Annotated in this window: 10 protein-coding genes; 2 read left to right on the forward strand and 8 right to left on the reverse strand. The window is 54.0% G+C overall.

The window, feature by feature from the left end:
* Positions 1–48: 48 nt before the first annotated feature.
* The 3 genes from DJ564_RS16700 to DJ564_RS16710 form a co-directional block, all read right to left on the reverse strand.
* On the reverse strand, positions 49–1,206 hold the full coding sequence (locus tag DJ564_RS16700; protein ID WP_109631539.1) for a DUF3800 domain-containing protein: 1,158 nt from the start codon (positions 1,204–1,206) through the stop codon (positions 49–51).
* Between the two features lie 398 nt (positions 1,207–1,604).
* Positions 1,605–2,063 carry a hypothetical protein gene (locus tag DJ564_RS16705; RefSeq protein ID WP_256597424.1) on the reverse strand — a complete coding sequence of 153 codons (459 nt, stop codon included), beginning with the start codon at positions 2,061–2,063 and terminating at the stop codon, positions 1,605–1,607.
* A gap of 193 nt (positions 2,064–2,256) precedes the next feature.
* Positions 2,257–3,222: a PIN domain-containing protein gene (locus DJ564_RS16710; RefSeq protein ID WP_109631542.1), complete on the reverse strand. Its 966-nt coding sequence runs from the start codon at positions 3,220–3,222 to the stop codon at positions 2,257–2,259.
* Between the two features lie 648 nt (positions 3,223–3,870).
* Here DJ564_RS16710 and DJ564_RS16715 point away from each other — a divergent pair.
* On the forward strand, positions 3,871–4,887 hold the full coding sequence (locus tag DJ564_RS16715) for a hypothetical protein (RefSeq protein ID WP_109631544.1): 1,017 nt from the start codon (positions 3,871–3,873) through the stop codon (positions 4,885–4,887).
* 254 nt (positions 4,888–5,141) lie between these two features.
* On the opposite strand, the gene DJ564_RS16725 is transcribed toward DJ564_RS16715, so the two are convergent.
* Positions 5,142–5,564, reverse strand: a complete 423-nt coding sequence (locus tag DJ564_RS16725; RefSeq protein WP_109631550.1) for a hypothetical protein — start codon at positions 5,562–5,564, stop codon at positions 5,142–5,144.
* Between the two features lie 867 nt (positions 5,565–6,431).
* On the opposite strand from DJ564_RS16725, the gene DJ564_RS16730 reads away from it, so the two are divergent.
* Complete coding sequence (locus tag DJ564_RS16730; RefSeq protein ID WP_109631553.1) at positions 6,432–7,655, forward strand: hypothetical protein; 1,224 nt, start codon at positions 6,432–6,434, stop codon at positions 7,653–7,655.
* 544 nt (positions 7,656–8,199) lie between these two features.
* Here DJ564_RS16730 and DJ564_RS16735 read toward each other — a convergent pair.
* The 4 genes from DJ564_RS16735 to DJ564_RS16750 all read right to left on the reverse strand — a co-directional run bounded on the left by DJ564_RS16735 (position 8,200) and on the right by DJ564_RS16750 (position 16,094).
* Positions 8,200–9,393 carry a hypothetical protein gene (locus tag DJ564_RS16735; protein ID WP_109631555.1) on the reverse strand — a complete coding sequence of 398 codons (1,194 nt, stop codon included), beginning with the start codon at positions 9,391–9,393 and terminating at the stop codon, positions 8,200–8,202.
* A gap of 564 nt (positions 9,394–9,957) precedes the next feature.
* Positions 9,958–10,482 (reverse strand): cupin domain-containing protein, encoded by a 525-nt coding sequence (locus DJ564_RS16740; RefSeq protein ID WP_109631558.1) that lies wholly within the window; start codon positions 10,480–10,482, stop codon positions 9,958–9,960.
* Between the two features lie 102 nt (positions 10,483–10,584).
* Complete coding sequence (locus DJ564_RS16745) at positions 10,585–13,482, reverse strand: EAL domain-containing protein (protein WP_109631560.1); 2,898 nt, start codon at positions 13,480–13,482, stop codon at positions 10,585–10,587.
* Between the two features lie 122 nt (positions 13,483–13,604).
* Positions 13,605–16,094, reverse strand: a complete 2,490-nt coding sequence (locus tag DJ564_RS16750) for an RND family transporter (protein WP_109631562.1) — start codon at positions 16,092–16,094, stop codon at positions 13,605–13,607.
* Positions 16,095–16,120 lie beyond the last annotated feature (26 nt).

Raw genomic sequence — 16,120 nt, forward strand, 5'->3', positions numbered from 1 at the left:
GTCGCGATTGCCCTTCCAATACAAACAGAAGGGCAATCGGGGGATCAGTCAGGCGTTGCCGCCAACCACTCTCACGAATTCATCCTTGGCATCCTTGTCGAACAGAAATACCCCATGCTTGTGGTGCTCAGTCTGCGACATGACATAGTAGAGTAGCTCTGACCTCTCACCATCGGATTTCTCGATGAGCTTCTGCAGAAGGGTGAGGCATTCTAGCTGTTTATGGGTAAGCGATTTCTTGGCTTCAGCCAGATCTGCAGCGCTCGTCTTGGCGATAAAAGTGAAATAGTTTTTGAGCAGGCCGCTTATCACATCAGAAACCTGGACAGGCGGGAATTGCTTGGAGTCCACAAACTCGAATTTGCTGGAGGCCAGCACGCCGTCCAAAGTTGAGACCTTTTTAAAGCTCTTCTCGATCTCAAATTCATTGTCAAAAATATGGTGCGACGAAGCGAAGAGGCTAATGCTGTGTCGGTAGAATACCGACAAACCGTCAATGAGTTTGTAGGGATCAGAGGTGTACACCATGTCCAGCGACTCGATGTTTCGACACAAATCAAAGAGTTTCGATAGGCTGATAGTGCGCGACAAGTCTTCCTTGCTCATCTTGCCACCAAGGCGAGCCGAAACCTGTCGATTTTTCTTCGCCACTTCGTTCAGCCGCTTGATGAAAGGTGCTGCATTCTTGGACGTTACGTTGGGATATCGATATTTTGAGAGCGCTGCTAGGAAGTCCCCCTTGTATTTGCACATGAGGTAATACAAGGCGTCCTTGTGGTAGTCCACATATTGCCGCCTCCCACCCGCCGGAGCGTAATTCAACATGCCGTGCTTGTCGGCATGGTCACAGCAGTCATCGATGATGTCGACCAGTGACCAATACTCCATGTTCAGATTCATGTAGTGGAGATAGTAGTCAGAATCAAGCAGCCATTTTAGAACCTGAGTGACTTTCGCCGATTTGAGATTGTCGAGAAAGCCCCCCTTTGCCACTTGCTTGAATTTGAGCTCAGTTGCAGTGGGTGGCAGTTGGAGTGAGTCAATCAGCTCCTGACAATTACTGGTTGCGTGGGCACCCTTGCAAGCGATGCCGGCCAGCACAAAGCAAGGGGAGGGGTTTTCGTGAGAGTCCGTGTTGAAACGGCCATTCGTCAAATATAGAGAACGGATGTTATTCGATTCGTCATAGTAAAACGTGTAACTCATTTGCCGCTCCTTTCAGTTTTGCTTCCACGGCAGGAATCACAAGTTCAAACGAAATCTCGCAAGATGCCCCCTTGTCAGTCATCGATGAAGTACGAGTCAACAGTGATCTGGGGGGGGGGCGGGCATGCTACCTGCCGATCTAAAGAGTTTGCGGGTTTGCAACCCTGTTGGGATCATCGCCACGCGAAGATGGCAAAATGCCATGCGCCTACCTCGCTTGCAAGCGCCAGAGGCTGTAAGAGTGTTTTTTGAGGTGGGACGTGGGGACTTGCTAGACACGTCGTCACCGTACCGAGAACGCCTTCAAGCTGGAAGTAACGATTGTCGATCTCGAGAGATAGGAGCACTTGGCACAGTGCATGGACACTGTGCTGCGCAAGCAACCGATCACTGAAGGTCTAAGGCCTGTTTCCTGAATACCCTAGACTAGCTACCCAATTACGCGAAATCGCGTGAAGGTTATAGGCCAGATTTCGGCAGCACTCTGGTGTGAAGAATGTCGGCGTATCCTCACGGGAATTCACATACTCAAGGATGTTGCCATGGCAGAGGTTGTGCCGCACTCGGGCTATTTCGACGTTCTGGCGTGTTGGTAGATTCGATTCGAAATCCTGCTCACCTGGAAACGCTAAACCGTCGATTGAAATGCCATTGGCTCTAGCTTGACGCAGCAGCGAGTTACTCAGCAGCGCGATATCGTCAACGTTGGCGACCTGAGCAGGAGCTTTCACTTGTGCCATCGTGTTGCGTAGTGACGCCTCGATTGCAGTAAGAAATCCCGCGCATGCTGGAAGGTAGAGCTCGTGCTTCAAGGCATCATAGGCCTGAATGAAAAGCCAATGATTCTCTGCACCCAATCAATGCAGGCGCCAATGGTCGCGTTCGTCGAATGCCCCACACTGATTTCGCAGAAAATGCTCAAGATCGTTGCCTGGAAGATCACGGTGGTCATTCACAATGTTTACCTCATCACAGCAGCCTAGGAGCCTCGTAGAGCTCCTGGGCTCCACGACAGTCGCGAAGTCTACACCCGCGGATAGCAACAGGACGTCATAGGGTGTTTGGGTTAGAGATCCATTGCAACACCTCATCGACACCTGCGCGATTACCCTGCGCACGCAGGGTCTTACAGATCCCGAATGGAGCTTCCTCTCTACAGCGCTCTGCAAATTGGACGAAATTCTTATCTGCGGAGATGAAGACGTCCGCGTCAACCAAGTGTGCCGCCAGTCGAGCGTCACCAGGCGTGCCGGTGGTTATCTTGTGCCAAGCCTGGAGAAACTCAAAAGACCCTCGTAGCCACTGCCGCGGAACCGCTACTGGATCGAGCTCATGAAGCCATAGCCGATTCATCGACTCAGGCGATGAAAGCATGGCGGCAACATCAATCTCGGAATCCAGCCATTCACTCACCGCACTTTCGTGAACACGGAGTTCCGTCATGAACATATGCAGGCTAGGTACACGCCAGTACTGAACGGGGGCACCTGACCAGCCTGGAGTACCGGTTTCTGGGATATATCCGACTTTCTGCAAGTGGTGATGGCTAGCAGGTTTGATTTTCTCCATTCGCTTTCTGATAGCGAATGCCTGTTCAACCGCCAGGCGCTTTTCTTCGTCCCGTCGAACGCTTTCGTTTGTTTCAACGGACTCTATCTCCCGGCGCGCACGATCCCAGAAACCACCATTGCGTCTTACCCAGTCATACCTGAGACGATTGAACTCCGCCATCTTCGGCTCGGCAATGGCCCACTCAGGGCGTAGCCTCATTATCTCTGCCTTGATCTCGGCGCATTCGCTGAACACCTCAGGCATCAGTCGCTTCCAGTCTTTTTTTGTAAGCAACTGAATCAGCCTGCGGCGTCCGACAGGCTCTGACATCTCTTGCACTTCATCTACCACAGCGGGAGAAACGACGATCTCCACGCCTGCCGCCCGGGCGCGCATAGCCAGTTCGTTGCCCGCGTCCTCATTCGCTATGTAGCTCCAGATGTTCGTGTCCAAAAAAAACCGCATCAATGCTGCCTCAATCAAAGAAAGTTGTGAACGTACTACGCTGTGAACACCCTCAGATTCTGGATTAGTACACGTCAAACATCCATCGCGATGCAGAGTTTGTGACACGGCACGCCAGAGCCTCCCGTGAGCGAACGGATGATATGATCAGCATCCTCTGATGGTCTTTCCACGCAGCTCGAGTTGTGCCTGCGAACATTGTTGATCGCCGCACGCCGTGCATACCTTCCTGTTACTTTCTCGCTGCCTTGCAAGGTAAATCTAGGAACAAGGAGCATGCCGTTTGGTAAGCGCGGGGCGTGCGACGGAAGAGATATTCTCTGGACGCTGATAGCATCAGAGCCTGGGCGATTGCTCATGGATGGAGGCCAAGTGCGGCAGATGAGCGTGCAACGCTGGCGGCCAAGACCGTCGCACTGAAAACCACATCTAAATTGATCGACTCAATGCTGCTGAAACTACCTATGCCAACTGGGTAGATGCTGCAGAGTAATAACGAAGGATGCCCGTTGAATTCGTATGGTCAGAGTTTGCAGCTGCTCGCACACGAGGCTGCAGCTTGATTCTGGCCACTAATATCCAACCTTTCTTGTTGTGTCGGCTCAAGCTCTGTCGCGGCAAGGCCTACGTGAAATAAGGAATTCAGACATGTCGTTCGCAAACGTGCATCAGGCAGCGATGAAGCAGCAAAGCCGGAAAGGTCGCTGCCTGCATTTCAGTGATGGACTGCAATGTAACGAGATCATCTCGGCCCACTCGATACAGAAGCGGGGGCAACTGGGCCTGATTGCTGAATCTGGTCACGTATATCGACTCAATGCAGATCTGTCGACGCTGAAGGAAACAGAAGGCAAACCACTGCCGAAAAAAATAGGAGTCAATCGCGCGTCCACCTTTCCCGGGATGTGCAAGCAGCACGATAACAAGCTCTTTTCACCCATTGATGACCACCCGCTGGCTATCGATCACCATCAGGTGGCGTTGTACGCATACCGCAGCATCTGCCGAGAATATTTTGTCAAAGAGAACGCATCGATCTCTCTCACTGAAATGCTTGGGCACCCAGGACTGACTTCCGAGCAGAGCCAGTGGCTGACCGGTGCTGCCTATGGACAGTCTCTAGGGTTTGAACGGCTCAAACGGCATAAGCTCATCTACGATGGCTGCCTCGCGGCCAACGATTTTACCGGTCTGAAGTTCATTGTCTTTGGGTCGACGTCTCGATGCTCGCTACAAGCCTCGGGGCTGATCTTCCCTGATTTTGATTTTCAAGGTCGTCAGTTACAGGACTTGGGCCCCGAAACCAGGGACTTGGATCTCCTGGTTTTCTTCACAGCCCCCACCGAATATGGTTGGGCATTTATCCTCGCATGGCATGAATCAAGCGATCTAAGCTGCCAGCGATTCATCAACTCCTTGGCGAAATCAGGGCGCGATGGCGGAAAGATTGAGGACATGCTGCTCCGATTTTCGCTCGCGTGCTGTGAGAACCATGCGATTCGAATCTCCTGGTGGGATTCGCTACTAACGGTTGCGAAAAATCAGGCGATAGATTTCATGGCGGTTATGGCGGATCCGACCTTGGGAGTACGAGCGGACTACCTGGCGACGGGTTGCGAGGGATTGGCGGACTGGTCATTTGACAACGTTCGAGATGTACGGTGATCCGCATGAATGGCCAGAGCACCTTGGGGGAGGGCGCCGCTGGAAAGATGCGCAGGGCAGCGCTCAAAACAGCGGGGCGGTCGATCTTGGAGCCGACAGCACAGGCTCCGAGGCCATAGCTACTGCGTTGCTTCCGTTACGCGCGGGGCACATGGACGTTTCGCAAGCGCTCGAAGTACTGATCACATTCAAGCGCATTAGGAGGCCATGAGCCTTCCCTCGGCATTACAGGTTGGTATCTGATCCCATTCCACTTAATTGGGATCGTTCATCCATGCTTCGACTTCGGCACTCCAATCCTTAGCGCAAAAATCTAGTGTCGGCCAATAGTTCTGGAATTTGCTGTAATCAAGTTTTAATGCCTCCGCCCTGGATTTTTTGTCAATAACGATCCAAGCGGAATACATTCTAACTTTCCAGCTGTCCGCGGAGAGCAATACATCCCCAATATCTAGACGCCCCCCTAATCCATAAAATCGCGTATTGAAAAAATCAACTCCAACGCGAGCATAGTTAGGCTGGCGCCGGGCGATTTCGTCAACCATGTGGTATAGCAGACCGATTCCTTGAAAAATTGATCGTTCAATTGACTCTTTTTTTTCTGTGGTGTGTTCTGCCTCTAACACGCGCCCAACATGAGTTTGTAATAGCCGAACATCGATGGAAAAGGTAGGCATGATCTGATCCTAATTTAATATCATGATTATCAGGCTAACAATGGATTTTTGGATGGCGCAAGAGTTTTCGGGTTGACAATTCAAATAAGAAGGTTAGAGAACTGGCCGTTATTAGGCAAAGTCTGCCGTGGATCGGATAAAATTTAAACATAATTACTGCGATGAATGGCTTCCGGAATCAGGATTGCAAACATTCGGCCAGTTACCTCGTGGTTGGCAGCACACTGTCTTTAGCTCAGAATGTACAAACGCGAGCTCTCTTCGTCCGAAGCTGTCCTTGATAGCTCATAGCAGAACAAAACAGATATCGCAGTTTTCTATAATAAAAAACTATGACCGTAAGGATAGAAGAAGAGAGCAGCCCACAAGCAACGGCTCCCTATAAAACAACAGCCGTCCTATTTATCGCTATAATTATCGCCAATCTATTTATGTAATAATCGAGCGTCGTATCTATCTGATATAAAAACGAATCTGCAGATTTTAGGTAAGGCTCCGTGTATTCTTTGTGTTTAATATTCGGCGCCGCGACCCTGAAACTTAATTTTCAATAAACACCTAATTAAACGAATCCTCAATATTCGGCTAATACGCACTAAAGCCGCTCGTCATCGCGACACCTTGGAAACCTTGACATGCAGCTTTGCTCAGCTACCGTAAACTATCGAGCACTTACACAAGTTGTATTGAGCCAAACTCAAAAATTATCACCCAATAAACACGTACAAACAATAGAGGACTTAATTTAAAAAGAAACTCATTAAGCGCACTTTTAAGACAAAATCACCAGATGAGTTATCCAACATTTATCACAATCACTCTCGATTCGAATGCGACATTCAGGGCCACAATCACTTGGAGACAACGATGGCTAATTTCATTGATAAGGCAGCCGATGATGCCGCAACAATATTGTTTCTTTCGGGTACAGAGGTCGATTACTCGATATTGAAGGAGGTTCTGGCGGGATGCCTTGGCTATGAATCTTTCAGTGCGCTAGAAGACGACGAAAATAACCTCGAACTCCCATACCATCTTGAGGATGCTGAGGCACTGGTGATAAACGTGGCTAGGGGAGCAGTGCGCGCTACCCAGCTATTTGGCCAATCCGAACCCATCATGGCAGCTTGTATAGGCGCCATTGAACGCACCTGTCAAATCTACCCGCAGCCCAAATTGGTTTCGCCTTCGAGTGGCTTTTCGGCTGACGCTAAAGCCTCCGGAATATCGGTTTATCTCGGGCTCGAGGACTTTTACTCCCGCCACGGTATCAACGCTATAAGGCGCTCCCTAGCCGCTAATGAAGATCTTGCCGTGAAGTTTGGTGAAGGCTGGATGGCGGTTGGCCGTTTTTGTGTGTCCAATACTCTTAGCCACTGCGTGACCGAGAACTTCTGGTGTGCTAGCGAGTATTGGACACTAAGGGGTGACTGTACCTGGCAACGTCCAGGCCACCCCGGGTGCTCAATTGACGGGCTGATCACATATGCGAGAGCGGGGCGGACGGGACTGATCTTTGACTCGCAAGACTTCAACGTGGGCAACACCCATAAGCTCACTGTGAAGCTTAAAATTTTCACCCCTGAAATTTTCGTCCAGAGAAAGGACGGCTCAATGCACCAACCTCAAATTGCGCTCATCTACGACCCCATATCCCAGTGCATTTTGGCAAGTGCGGTATCCGTTGAGGGCGACACTACGCAATTGGCAATGGGTGCCATTCAGGATTCATTCCGGGGATCCAGGGCTAGCGGCGCTGCGGGACAATCAGAGATCCGCCAATTCGTACTAGACACTGTTGAAATGGTAGACAGGCGCGATATCAGAGCGATGAGTGAACTCTGTAAGCAGTTGGGCATTGTTGTTGAGCCTGCGCGAACAAGGTATGCAGGACGCACGGAGCGCTTCATCTCATCGATGAACAAGCGCATTGTTAATCACTTAGGCGACAGTGCGAAGTCGCCCACGGTACTTTCACTAGACCAGGCAATTGACTGCGTGGCGAATCTGAAAGTGCAGTACAACAACACCGTCCGTGTCGATGTTCCAGAAACCCCCATTCAAAGCCGGAAGCGTTACCTCAAATCCTGACTCTTCACTATCCGTGGCGCCGCGCCAGCTAGGTTTTTGCAATGCACTTATGAAAATGCCTCGCTGGCTTGGCGCGATCGTCCAACGGAAACGAACGAGCCATGCGTGGAAGGTCTGACAGCGCCAAGGGCGCTCCACACCGAATCAAACCTTTGGATTTATTAATGCGTAACTCGAATTGCACCACATCCGGGTCACCATGCATCGTGTTAGCAATCGCGGCAATATTAGGGTTGTGGGGCAGGGGATTGAGCTCATTCCAATCCGAATGCCCCAGCCTCAACTGATTTTCCTACCGGCCAAGCCGCCGGCCGGGAACCCTATAATCGCTCCCCAAACCCAGCAACTCCCGAGCTAACACTGCAAGCGGAGCGCGCAGGCGTGAGGATGGATGCCCGCCAGGGTCAAGACACGCGCAGGGCGCGGGCTTGATTCACGACAGCCGCGCTCGAAGAGCCACGCCCATCGTTACTTCTTCTGCCAATGAGTTCGACACGGAGGGCCGTGCAGCTTCACATTGTCAGATGTAGGCGCCCCGTGAATATCATCGAGACCACCTATGAGTGGTCGGTTTTTTACAGGCGAGTTCCAGATTCGCACGCGCCGAACGCCTCACTTGGCTGAACGTCAACTGGGCGAGTTTTGCCGCGGTTTCTGCTGCGTCTAGCAATGTCTCATCATTCCTTGCAGCATCAGCAATAGCGACCCGATGTCGCCGAATCATGGTCTGGACACCTTCGCTAGCCATGACTTTCGAACTCTGAGTTTCCGTCAACGTGCAGACATCAGGGAGCGCACCTCCGGTTGGCAGTCCTCGAGATTCAACATAATCCTTCAAAATCCCAATGAACTGGGTGCAGAGCGGGCGCTCAGTTTCCAGAGGTGCCCCCGGGTTATCAATGTATACCCAGGAACTGCAGCGAGGCGGATCAACAGGTTCGGGCGGGTGCTGGTAAGTCATAAATTGGCTGAGCAAACCTACGTGCTGGCCGTCCCGAGACAAGCCGGATAGCGGAATAGTCGTGAATCTGGCCACCGCGAGCATGAATCGGCACATCTCGTACTCAGGACTGGTTAGGCGCCAGCGTTCGAGGTGTGCGAAGAGCCAATCCATTTCGAGGGGCGATAGATTGGCAGCGTCCAAGCCCTTATCAGACGGGGTTTCAGGAGGCTTGGCCATCACAGGAGCCGGCTGTTTTCGAACGCCGATACGCCACAAATATTGGAGAAAATGGAAAGTAACTCCATGGACTTGGCGCATCACCGTGCTGACGATCGGGGCCTTGGGGTCGGGTCGGTAACATGGGCGCCAGCTCGGATTGATTGGCTGATTTGTGAGAGCCGGATAGCCACTGAGCAAGAAGCGAAATCCAGCCGGACTCTGAGCGACCCAATTGTCGTCAGGCTGTTTTATAAAGTGTAGAAATCGCGTCAGGCTCTCGGTATCCCACTCGGTCATGGGCCGCCGGTCAACCAGGAAACTCCAGTTCAGGGCCATATGCAGCACAGAGGTGTAGTCGCTGTATCGACCTGCCCAAGGTGTTTGCTTGATTTGCATCGATTCGAGGATGAAATCCGCCGCGTGACGGCACATTTCGACTGGGCGGCAGGACGGGTCAATGTCGGATAACCGTCGCAGAACATGGATGTTTGCGGGGAAATCCATGCCTTCGTCTAAGCAGCGAACGAACACCCACATCGTAGGGAAAATGGGGAACGGGTTTGACGTCCAGTTCATAAGAAATGCACGTTTTGTGAGCTCAGGAAAAGTGTAGTTCGGAGAACTCAATGTGGCCGACGTAGGACTCGCCGTGATTATTTTGGAACGGTGATCCGCGGAAATGCTTTGATGCGGTGTCGAAGTCTTCGTCGATAAACGATCGCGAGATGCTTCAACTTATTGGCAAGAGATGCTTACGCCGGCGAGCAGATGTCGATTGTTGCTTGTCGCTTGTCGGCCGATGGAGATCCGTCGATGGGTGGATGTTTGGCAGATCAAGGGAAGGAGTATGATCAATCGACTGGAGATTCTCGGGGCTGAGATTTCACGCCCAGAGCATCCAGTATCAAAAAACGATTCTGAAGACACAGGATCGAGCAGAAAAGGGCAAGCCTATGAATTCTCAAAGGTTCTTGCGTCCAGATTTAGAAATTTTCCGTCCAGTAATTACGAAAGGCTGACACATGAACATTTTTAACATAGCACCTCGTTTAACATAATATACATTACACGTAACATTATGTTTCGAGATTAGCCCGGTTATTGCACCCAGATTTTGAGGCGATCAATTGGCCAGGCTCCTCATTCCTGCGTCAACTCTCCAATCAGCTGCGAATGCTTCGGGAATTGCTCGCTGAGCTTCTGCCGATTACCCAACTCCATATCCGCATAATCAAACCCGGGCGAAACCGCTTCACTGATCAAACCGTATCCCGACAATCCATCCGTAAGCCGCGAGGCTTTCCAGACACCGCCCGGCACATGCAGCTGCAAACATTCTCCGGCGATAACGTCGCTGCCCATCACCACAGTTTTCAACGAGCCGTCTGGAAAAATCAGGCTGTACTGAATCGCGTCTCCCAAATGGTAGTAATGCACGATGTCTGATTGGTTGAGATGGAAATGGCCTGTCGGCGAATCCTGGGTCAGCAAATAATAAATGGATGTCATCAGGTAACGCGGGCCGCTATCTGTTTCAACCATGGCATGGCGATCCGACTGGAAAGTCCTGCGGTAGAAACCACCTTCGGTATGAGGCTCCAAATCCAGTGCTGCGATTAGTGCATCAACGCCAGGAACGACGGTTTTGAACACATTGTTGGTCATTTGGCTTGAGCCCTCTCATTAAGTGACTATCAACCTTTATATATATATTGATTATAACTAATCTAAATGCCTGTTTAGTTTAGTTATATAAATTGTTCAACCCTAGCGACCGACCAGCGACGTTTCGAGCAATGCATCCAACCCCATCGGCTTGGCAAAGTAATAACCCTGGGCCTGCCCAGCGCCTATTTCGCGCAGCAAGACCAGCGTCGCTTCATCCTCGACACCTTCGGCCACCACGCTAAGGCCAAGCGATTCAGCCATTCGTACAATCGCCCGCACGATCGCGCGGCTGCGGGTGCTGGTGGTCAGTTCGAGGATGAATGACTTGTCGATCTTCAAGCCGCTGAAACGGTATTGATGCACGTAGCTCAGGGATGAAAATCCTGCACCGAAGTCATCGAGCACTACCGACATGCCGTTGTCGGCCAATTGCTGCATGTTCTGCCGGGCAATAGCCGGCTCGGCCACCAATGCACCTTCGGTCAATTCCAGGCAGATCCGCGACGGCGCAACCTGGTGCAGTGCCAACAGTGCAAGCACATCACTGGCAAAGTCCGGGCGCGTCATGCTGTAACTGGAGCAATTGACGTGCACCGCCGGCCAATTGGCGTGCTGGGGTTGTGCGAGGATCACTGCGACGCTGGTGAGCATGTACAGGTCCAGTCGACCGATCAGACGCAATCCCTCGACATTCGGCAAAAACTCACCTGGCCCGATCACTCGGCCGCCCGGCTGATGCCAGCGGATCAGCGCTTCAAGTGCCAACAGTTCGCCGCTTTCGACGCTGACAATCGGCTGGAAATACGGCAGCAATTCGTCGGTACGTTTGAGCGCATTGCGCAAGGCCCCTTCTCGCTCCATCTGGTCCGAGACTTCGCGGCGCACCTCCTGATTGAACACCGCGTAGCTGTCGCGACCGGCACTCTTGACCCGGTACATCGCCGCATCGGCATCGCGCAGCAAGTCGGCGGGTTCGTGATGGAACTGACTGTCGGCGCTGACAATACCGATACTGCAGGACGAAAAAACTTCATGGCCATTGATGAAAAACGGCAGGTCAAACGCCACCAGGATCCGTTCGGCGATTTCGATCAGCACATCCAGCGGCGCCTCGGGAGCGAGTACCGAAAACTCATCGCCCCCCAGTCGCGCGAGCATGTCGGTGTCGCGCAGGCAACTGCGTAAACGGTGGGCGGCCTGCATCAACAGCAGATCGCCAAAGTGGTGACCGAGACTGTCGTTGACCATCTTGAAACGATCGAGGTCGATGAACATCACCGCCAGGTGCCCGCCTTCGCTGCCGAATCGCGACCAGGCCAGATTGAGGCGCTGTTGCAGGTAGGTACGATTCGGCAGCCCGGTCAGCGCATCGTGGGAGTTTTCGTGCTGCAACTTGGCATTGGCGTGATCAAGTTCGCGTGTGCGGTTCTGCACCCGGGCTTCGAGCTTGAGGTTGGCAGCGTGGATCGCTTCGGCGGCCGTGCGTCGCGACAACGCTGTATCGATGTGCCGCGACACGAACGTGAGCAGTTCCTGGTCACGCAGCGAGTAGCGCACCTGCGAGGTATAGCTTTGCACCGCCAGCACGCCACGCACCACGTCGCCATCGAACAATGGAATGCCCAGCCAGGAGTAAGATCGGACAGACTCATGGCCCAATTCGATTTCGCCCTGTGCAGACAATCGCTCAGCCTCGCCCGAGTCAATCAGGCAAGGTCGACGCTGGCGGATGATGTACTCGGTCAAGCCCCTGCGCCCACGACGTGCCTTTGGACAAGTCGTCTGTCGCTCATCGACATAATAAGGAAAGGTCACTTCACCGGTCGCGTCGTCGAACAACGCGATGTAGAAGTTCTGCGCGAACAGCAGATCACCGACGATGCCATGCAAGGTTTGAAACAGTTCGGCCATATCGCCAGGCTGGCTCGACAGTTCAGCAATCTGGAATAGCGCACTCTGCAGATGTTCAGCGCGCTCTCGCTCTGCCACTTCCTGCCTCAATGCGGCGTTGAGCGCCGAAAGCTCGAGGGTGCGGCGCATGACAATCCCTTCCAGGTTCTCGCGGTGCAGAATCCGGTCCAGCGCCATGGCCACGTGACGGGCCACCACCAGAAACAGCGCGCGGTCTTCAGCGCTGTAGGTGCGGGAAACGTCGTAGACCTGCATGGCCAGCATGCCAAACACGTCATCCGAAGCATTTTTCAACGGTGCGCCCATCCAGAACTCGGGACGATCCCCCACGCAATAGAAGCGGCCCTCGGCCTGAGCCGCGCGAATACCGGCGGCGTCAATCAGCAACGGCTGACCCGTGGTCAACACCTGGCCGGTCAACGACAGGTGCGAGGCATCAAGGTATTCGTAGTGCTCGGCCTCCACGGCATCAACGTCGATGATGTCGACGTAATACGGGTAGTCGATCTTGCCCGTGTGCGGGTCATACAGCGCGAGATAGAAGTTCTCGGCATCGATCAGGCTAGCCAGCAACTGGTGAACCCCCACCAGAAACACTGACCGGTCGCGGGTCGAACTGGCGAGATAGGTAATTTCATACAGCACACGCTGAGTAATCTGCGCACGGGCCAGGGTGTTGGTTTGTACTTGAATGCCCAGGCGCTGCGCAAATTCTGCGAGCGCCGACTCCTCGGCGTCATCGACTGGCGCGAGTACCCAACCCAGCACACTTTCGCCTCTGCCGGTTGGCCAGCGGTGCAACTGCCGAGTCAGGCAAAAGGCTTCGAACTCTTCATTGGCAACGCTGGATGGCCACTGCGCCTGTGGGTCGCCCTGCCCGACCAAGTGCATTTGTTCACCGGCGCGGTACACCACCCATGCGGTGGTGTGGCACCAGTGGCGCGCTGAGGCCAGCAATTGTTCGACCGCGTCGTCGTTGCCAGTGTTGGACATGCCGACAGATTCCGAACTTCCGTTTAGTTGAGCGGCGACAACGTCGCAATCGATCGATTGCCGCGGGGAGTCGGTCAATGGACGAACACTCATCAGCGCTCCCTGAGCCAAAACTGGCGATACTCATTTATTATTTTCCGGCACTACGCCAGAGAGCCTCCCGTTTAAAGCTTATATACGTTTTTATCAATCGTTTTATTCGCTTTAGTACAAACCTACGGGTGTGCCCCAACAAGTTCCGCCGGGCGTTCGGTGGCCCTTGATGGAACGGGCGCAATGTTTCGCAGCAGGAAATGCGACAGCGCCGGGATAAGGATCAGCGCACCGAGCATGTTCCAAAGGAACATGAAGGTTAGCAGGATGCCCATGTCCGCCTGGAACTTGATCGGTGACCAGGCCCAGCACACCACTCCGGCGGCCAGGGTGATGCCGACCAGACCCACCACCCGGCCGGTGAACGACACCGCGTTACGGTAGGCCTGTGCCAGCGGCAAGCCCTGGCGCTGGTAGTGCAGCTGCACGCTGAGTAAATACAGCGCGTAATCCACGCCGATCCCGACCCCCAAAGCGATCACCGGCAACGTCGCCACCTTCACGCCGATGCCCATGACCACCATCAAGGCCTCGCACAGTATCGACGTCAGCACCAGCGGCAACAGCGCCACCAGCGTGGCGCGCCAACTGCGGAAGGTGATCAGGCAGAACAGCGTCACCGCCGCGTACACGTAAAGCAGCATCGTATGGTTGGCTTCACGCACCACGATGTTGGTCGCCGCCTCGATGCCAGCGGTGCCGGCGGCCAGCAGAAATTGTCGGTCCTCGGTGCTGTTTTCCCTGGCGAATCTGTCGGCGATGGCGACCACTGCGTCCAGGGTTTCTGCCTTGTGGTCCTTGAGAAAGGCAATCACCGGCATGACCGAACAGTCGGTATTGAACAATTCCGGCGCATTGACCGAAGCCTGCTGCGCGGCATAGTTCAGCACGTTCTGGTTGCGTTGGATGCTGTTCAGCTTGGGGTTGCCCTCGAACGATCCCGCGGTGATCTGGCGCACCGCGTTAACCAGCGATGAAGTCGCTTGTACACCAGGGTATTGCTGCAGTTCCCAAGCCAAACGGTCGGCCAGGATCAGCGTCTGATAATTCAGGCAGCCTTCCGGCGGAGTCTTGATCATCACCGCGAACAGGTCGCTGGACAGCGCATAGTGGCTGGTGATGTAAGCGTTATCGCGGTTGTAACGCGAGTCCGCGCGCAACTCCGGCGCGCCGCTGTCGAGGTCGCCGATCTGCAGTTGCAGACTGACCACAAAGCCTGCGATACCCAACGCCACGGCACCGAGCACGATACCCATGGCCCACTTGCGGGTGGTGAAACGGTCGAGCAAATCCCACAGTTTGCCAAAGCCGCGACTCTGCGCAGCGCGGTTGTCGATCTTCAGTGCGCGCTCGGCAGCCTTGGCGCCAACGCCGATGTAAGACAGGGCCACCGGCATCAGCAACAGCGATGTGAAGATCAGCACCGCGACGCCGATACTGGCAGTAATCGCCAGGTCCTGGATCACCGGAATATCGATCAGCATCAACACCGCAAAACCCACCGCGTCGGCCAGCAACGCGGTGACACCGGCGATAAACAGACGCCGGAAGGTGTACCGCGCCGCCACCAATTTATGGGTGCCAAGGGCGATGTCCTGCAGGATGCCGTTCATCTTCTGCGCGGCGTGGGACACGCCAATGGCGAAGATCAGGAACGGCACCAGCACCGAGTACGGATCGATGGCGTAACCCAGCCAGGCCACGATACCCAACTGCCAGACCACCGCCGTCAGCGAGCAGAAAATCACCAACAATGTGCTGCGCAGGCAACGGGTGTAGAGGTAGATGATGACGAACGAGGTGACCACGGCCAGACCGAAAAACATCATCACCTGGATCAGGCCGTCGATCAGATCACCGATCAACTTGGCAAAGCCGATCACGCGGACCTTGTACTTGCCCTGCCCCTCCTCCCCCGCCTGGCGTGCCTTGCTGTCGCCGGCAAACTCGATCTTGTCGCGCAGTTGCTCTTCAAGCATCTGTGCGAACGCGTGGTAATCGATGCTGTGACCGGTCGCCGAGGTCTTGTCCTGCAGCGGCACAATCAACATGCTCGATTTGAAATCGCTGGCCACCAAGCTGCCGACGATGCCCGCGCGGTTGATATTCTGGCGTAGCTGTTCGATGTCTTCGGGGGAGCCGTGGTACGCATCGGGCATCACCGGGCCACCCTGGAAACCTTCCTCGGTCACTTCGTTCCAGCGCACCGAAGGGCTCCACAATGACTTCATCCAGGCGCGGTCAACGCCTGCGGTGAGGAACAAGTCGTCGTTGACTTGCTTGAGCACGGCCAGGTATTCGGGGTCGTAAATATCGCCCTGGGTATTCTCCACCACCACCCGCACGGAACTGCCCAGGCCGCGCAACGATTTGCGGTTCTCCAAAAAGTTTTTAATGTAGGGCTGGCTCTGCGGAATCATCTTTTCGAAGCTGGGACGCAGCTCCAGGCGGGTAGCCGCCATGTAGCCCAGGACCAACGTGATCAACGCCATGAACAGCATGAACAGCGGGCGGTAATTGAATACCCAGCGCTCCAGCCGGTTGCCGGAGTGCTGATCGAAGTCACGCAAGTGGCGGATCACCGGCATGGTGTCTTGCTTGATGTTTGCCATGTCTGGGTACTCGCTCTTATCGATTC

It is taken from the genome of Pseudomonas sp. 31-12 (assembly GCF_003151075.1).
GTDB lineage: Bacteria > Pseudomonadota > Gammaproteobacteria > Pseudomonadales > Pseudomonadaceae > Aquipseudomonas.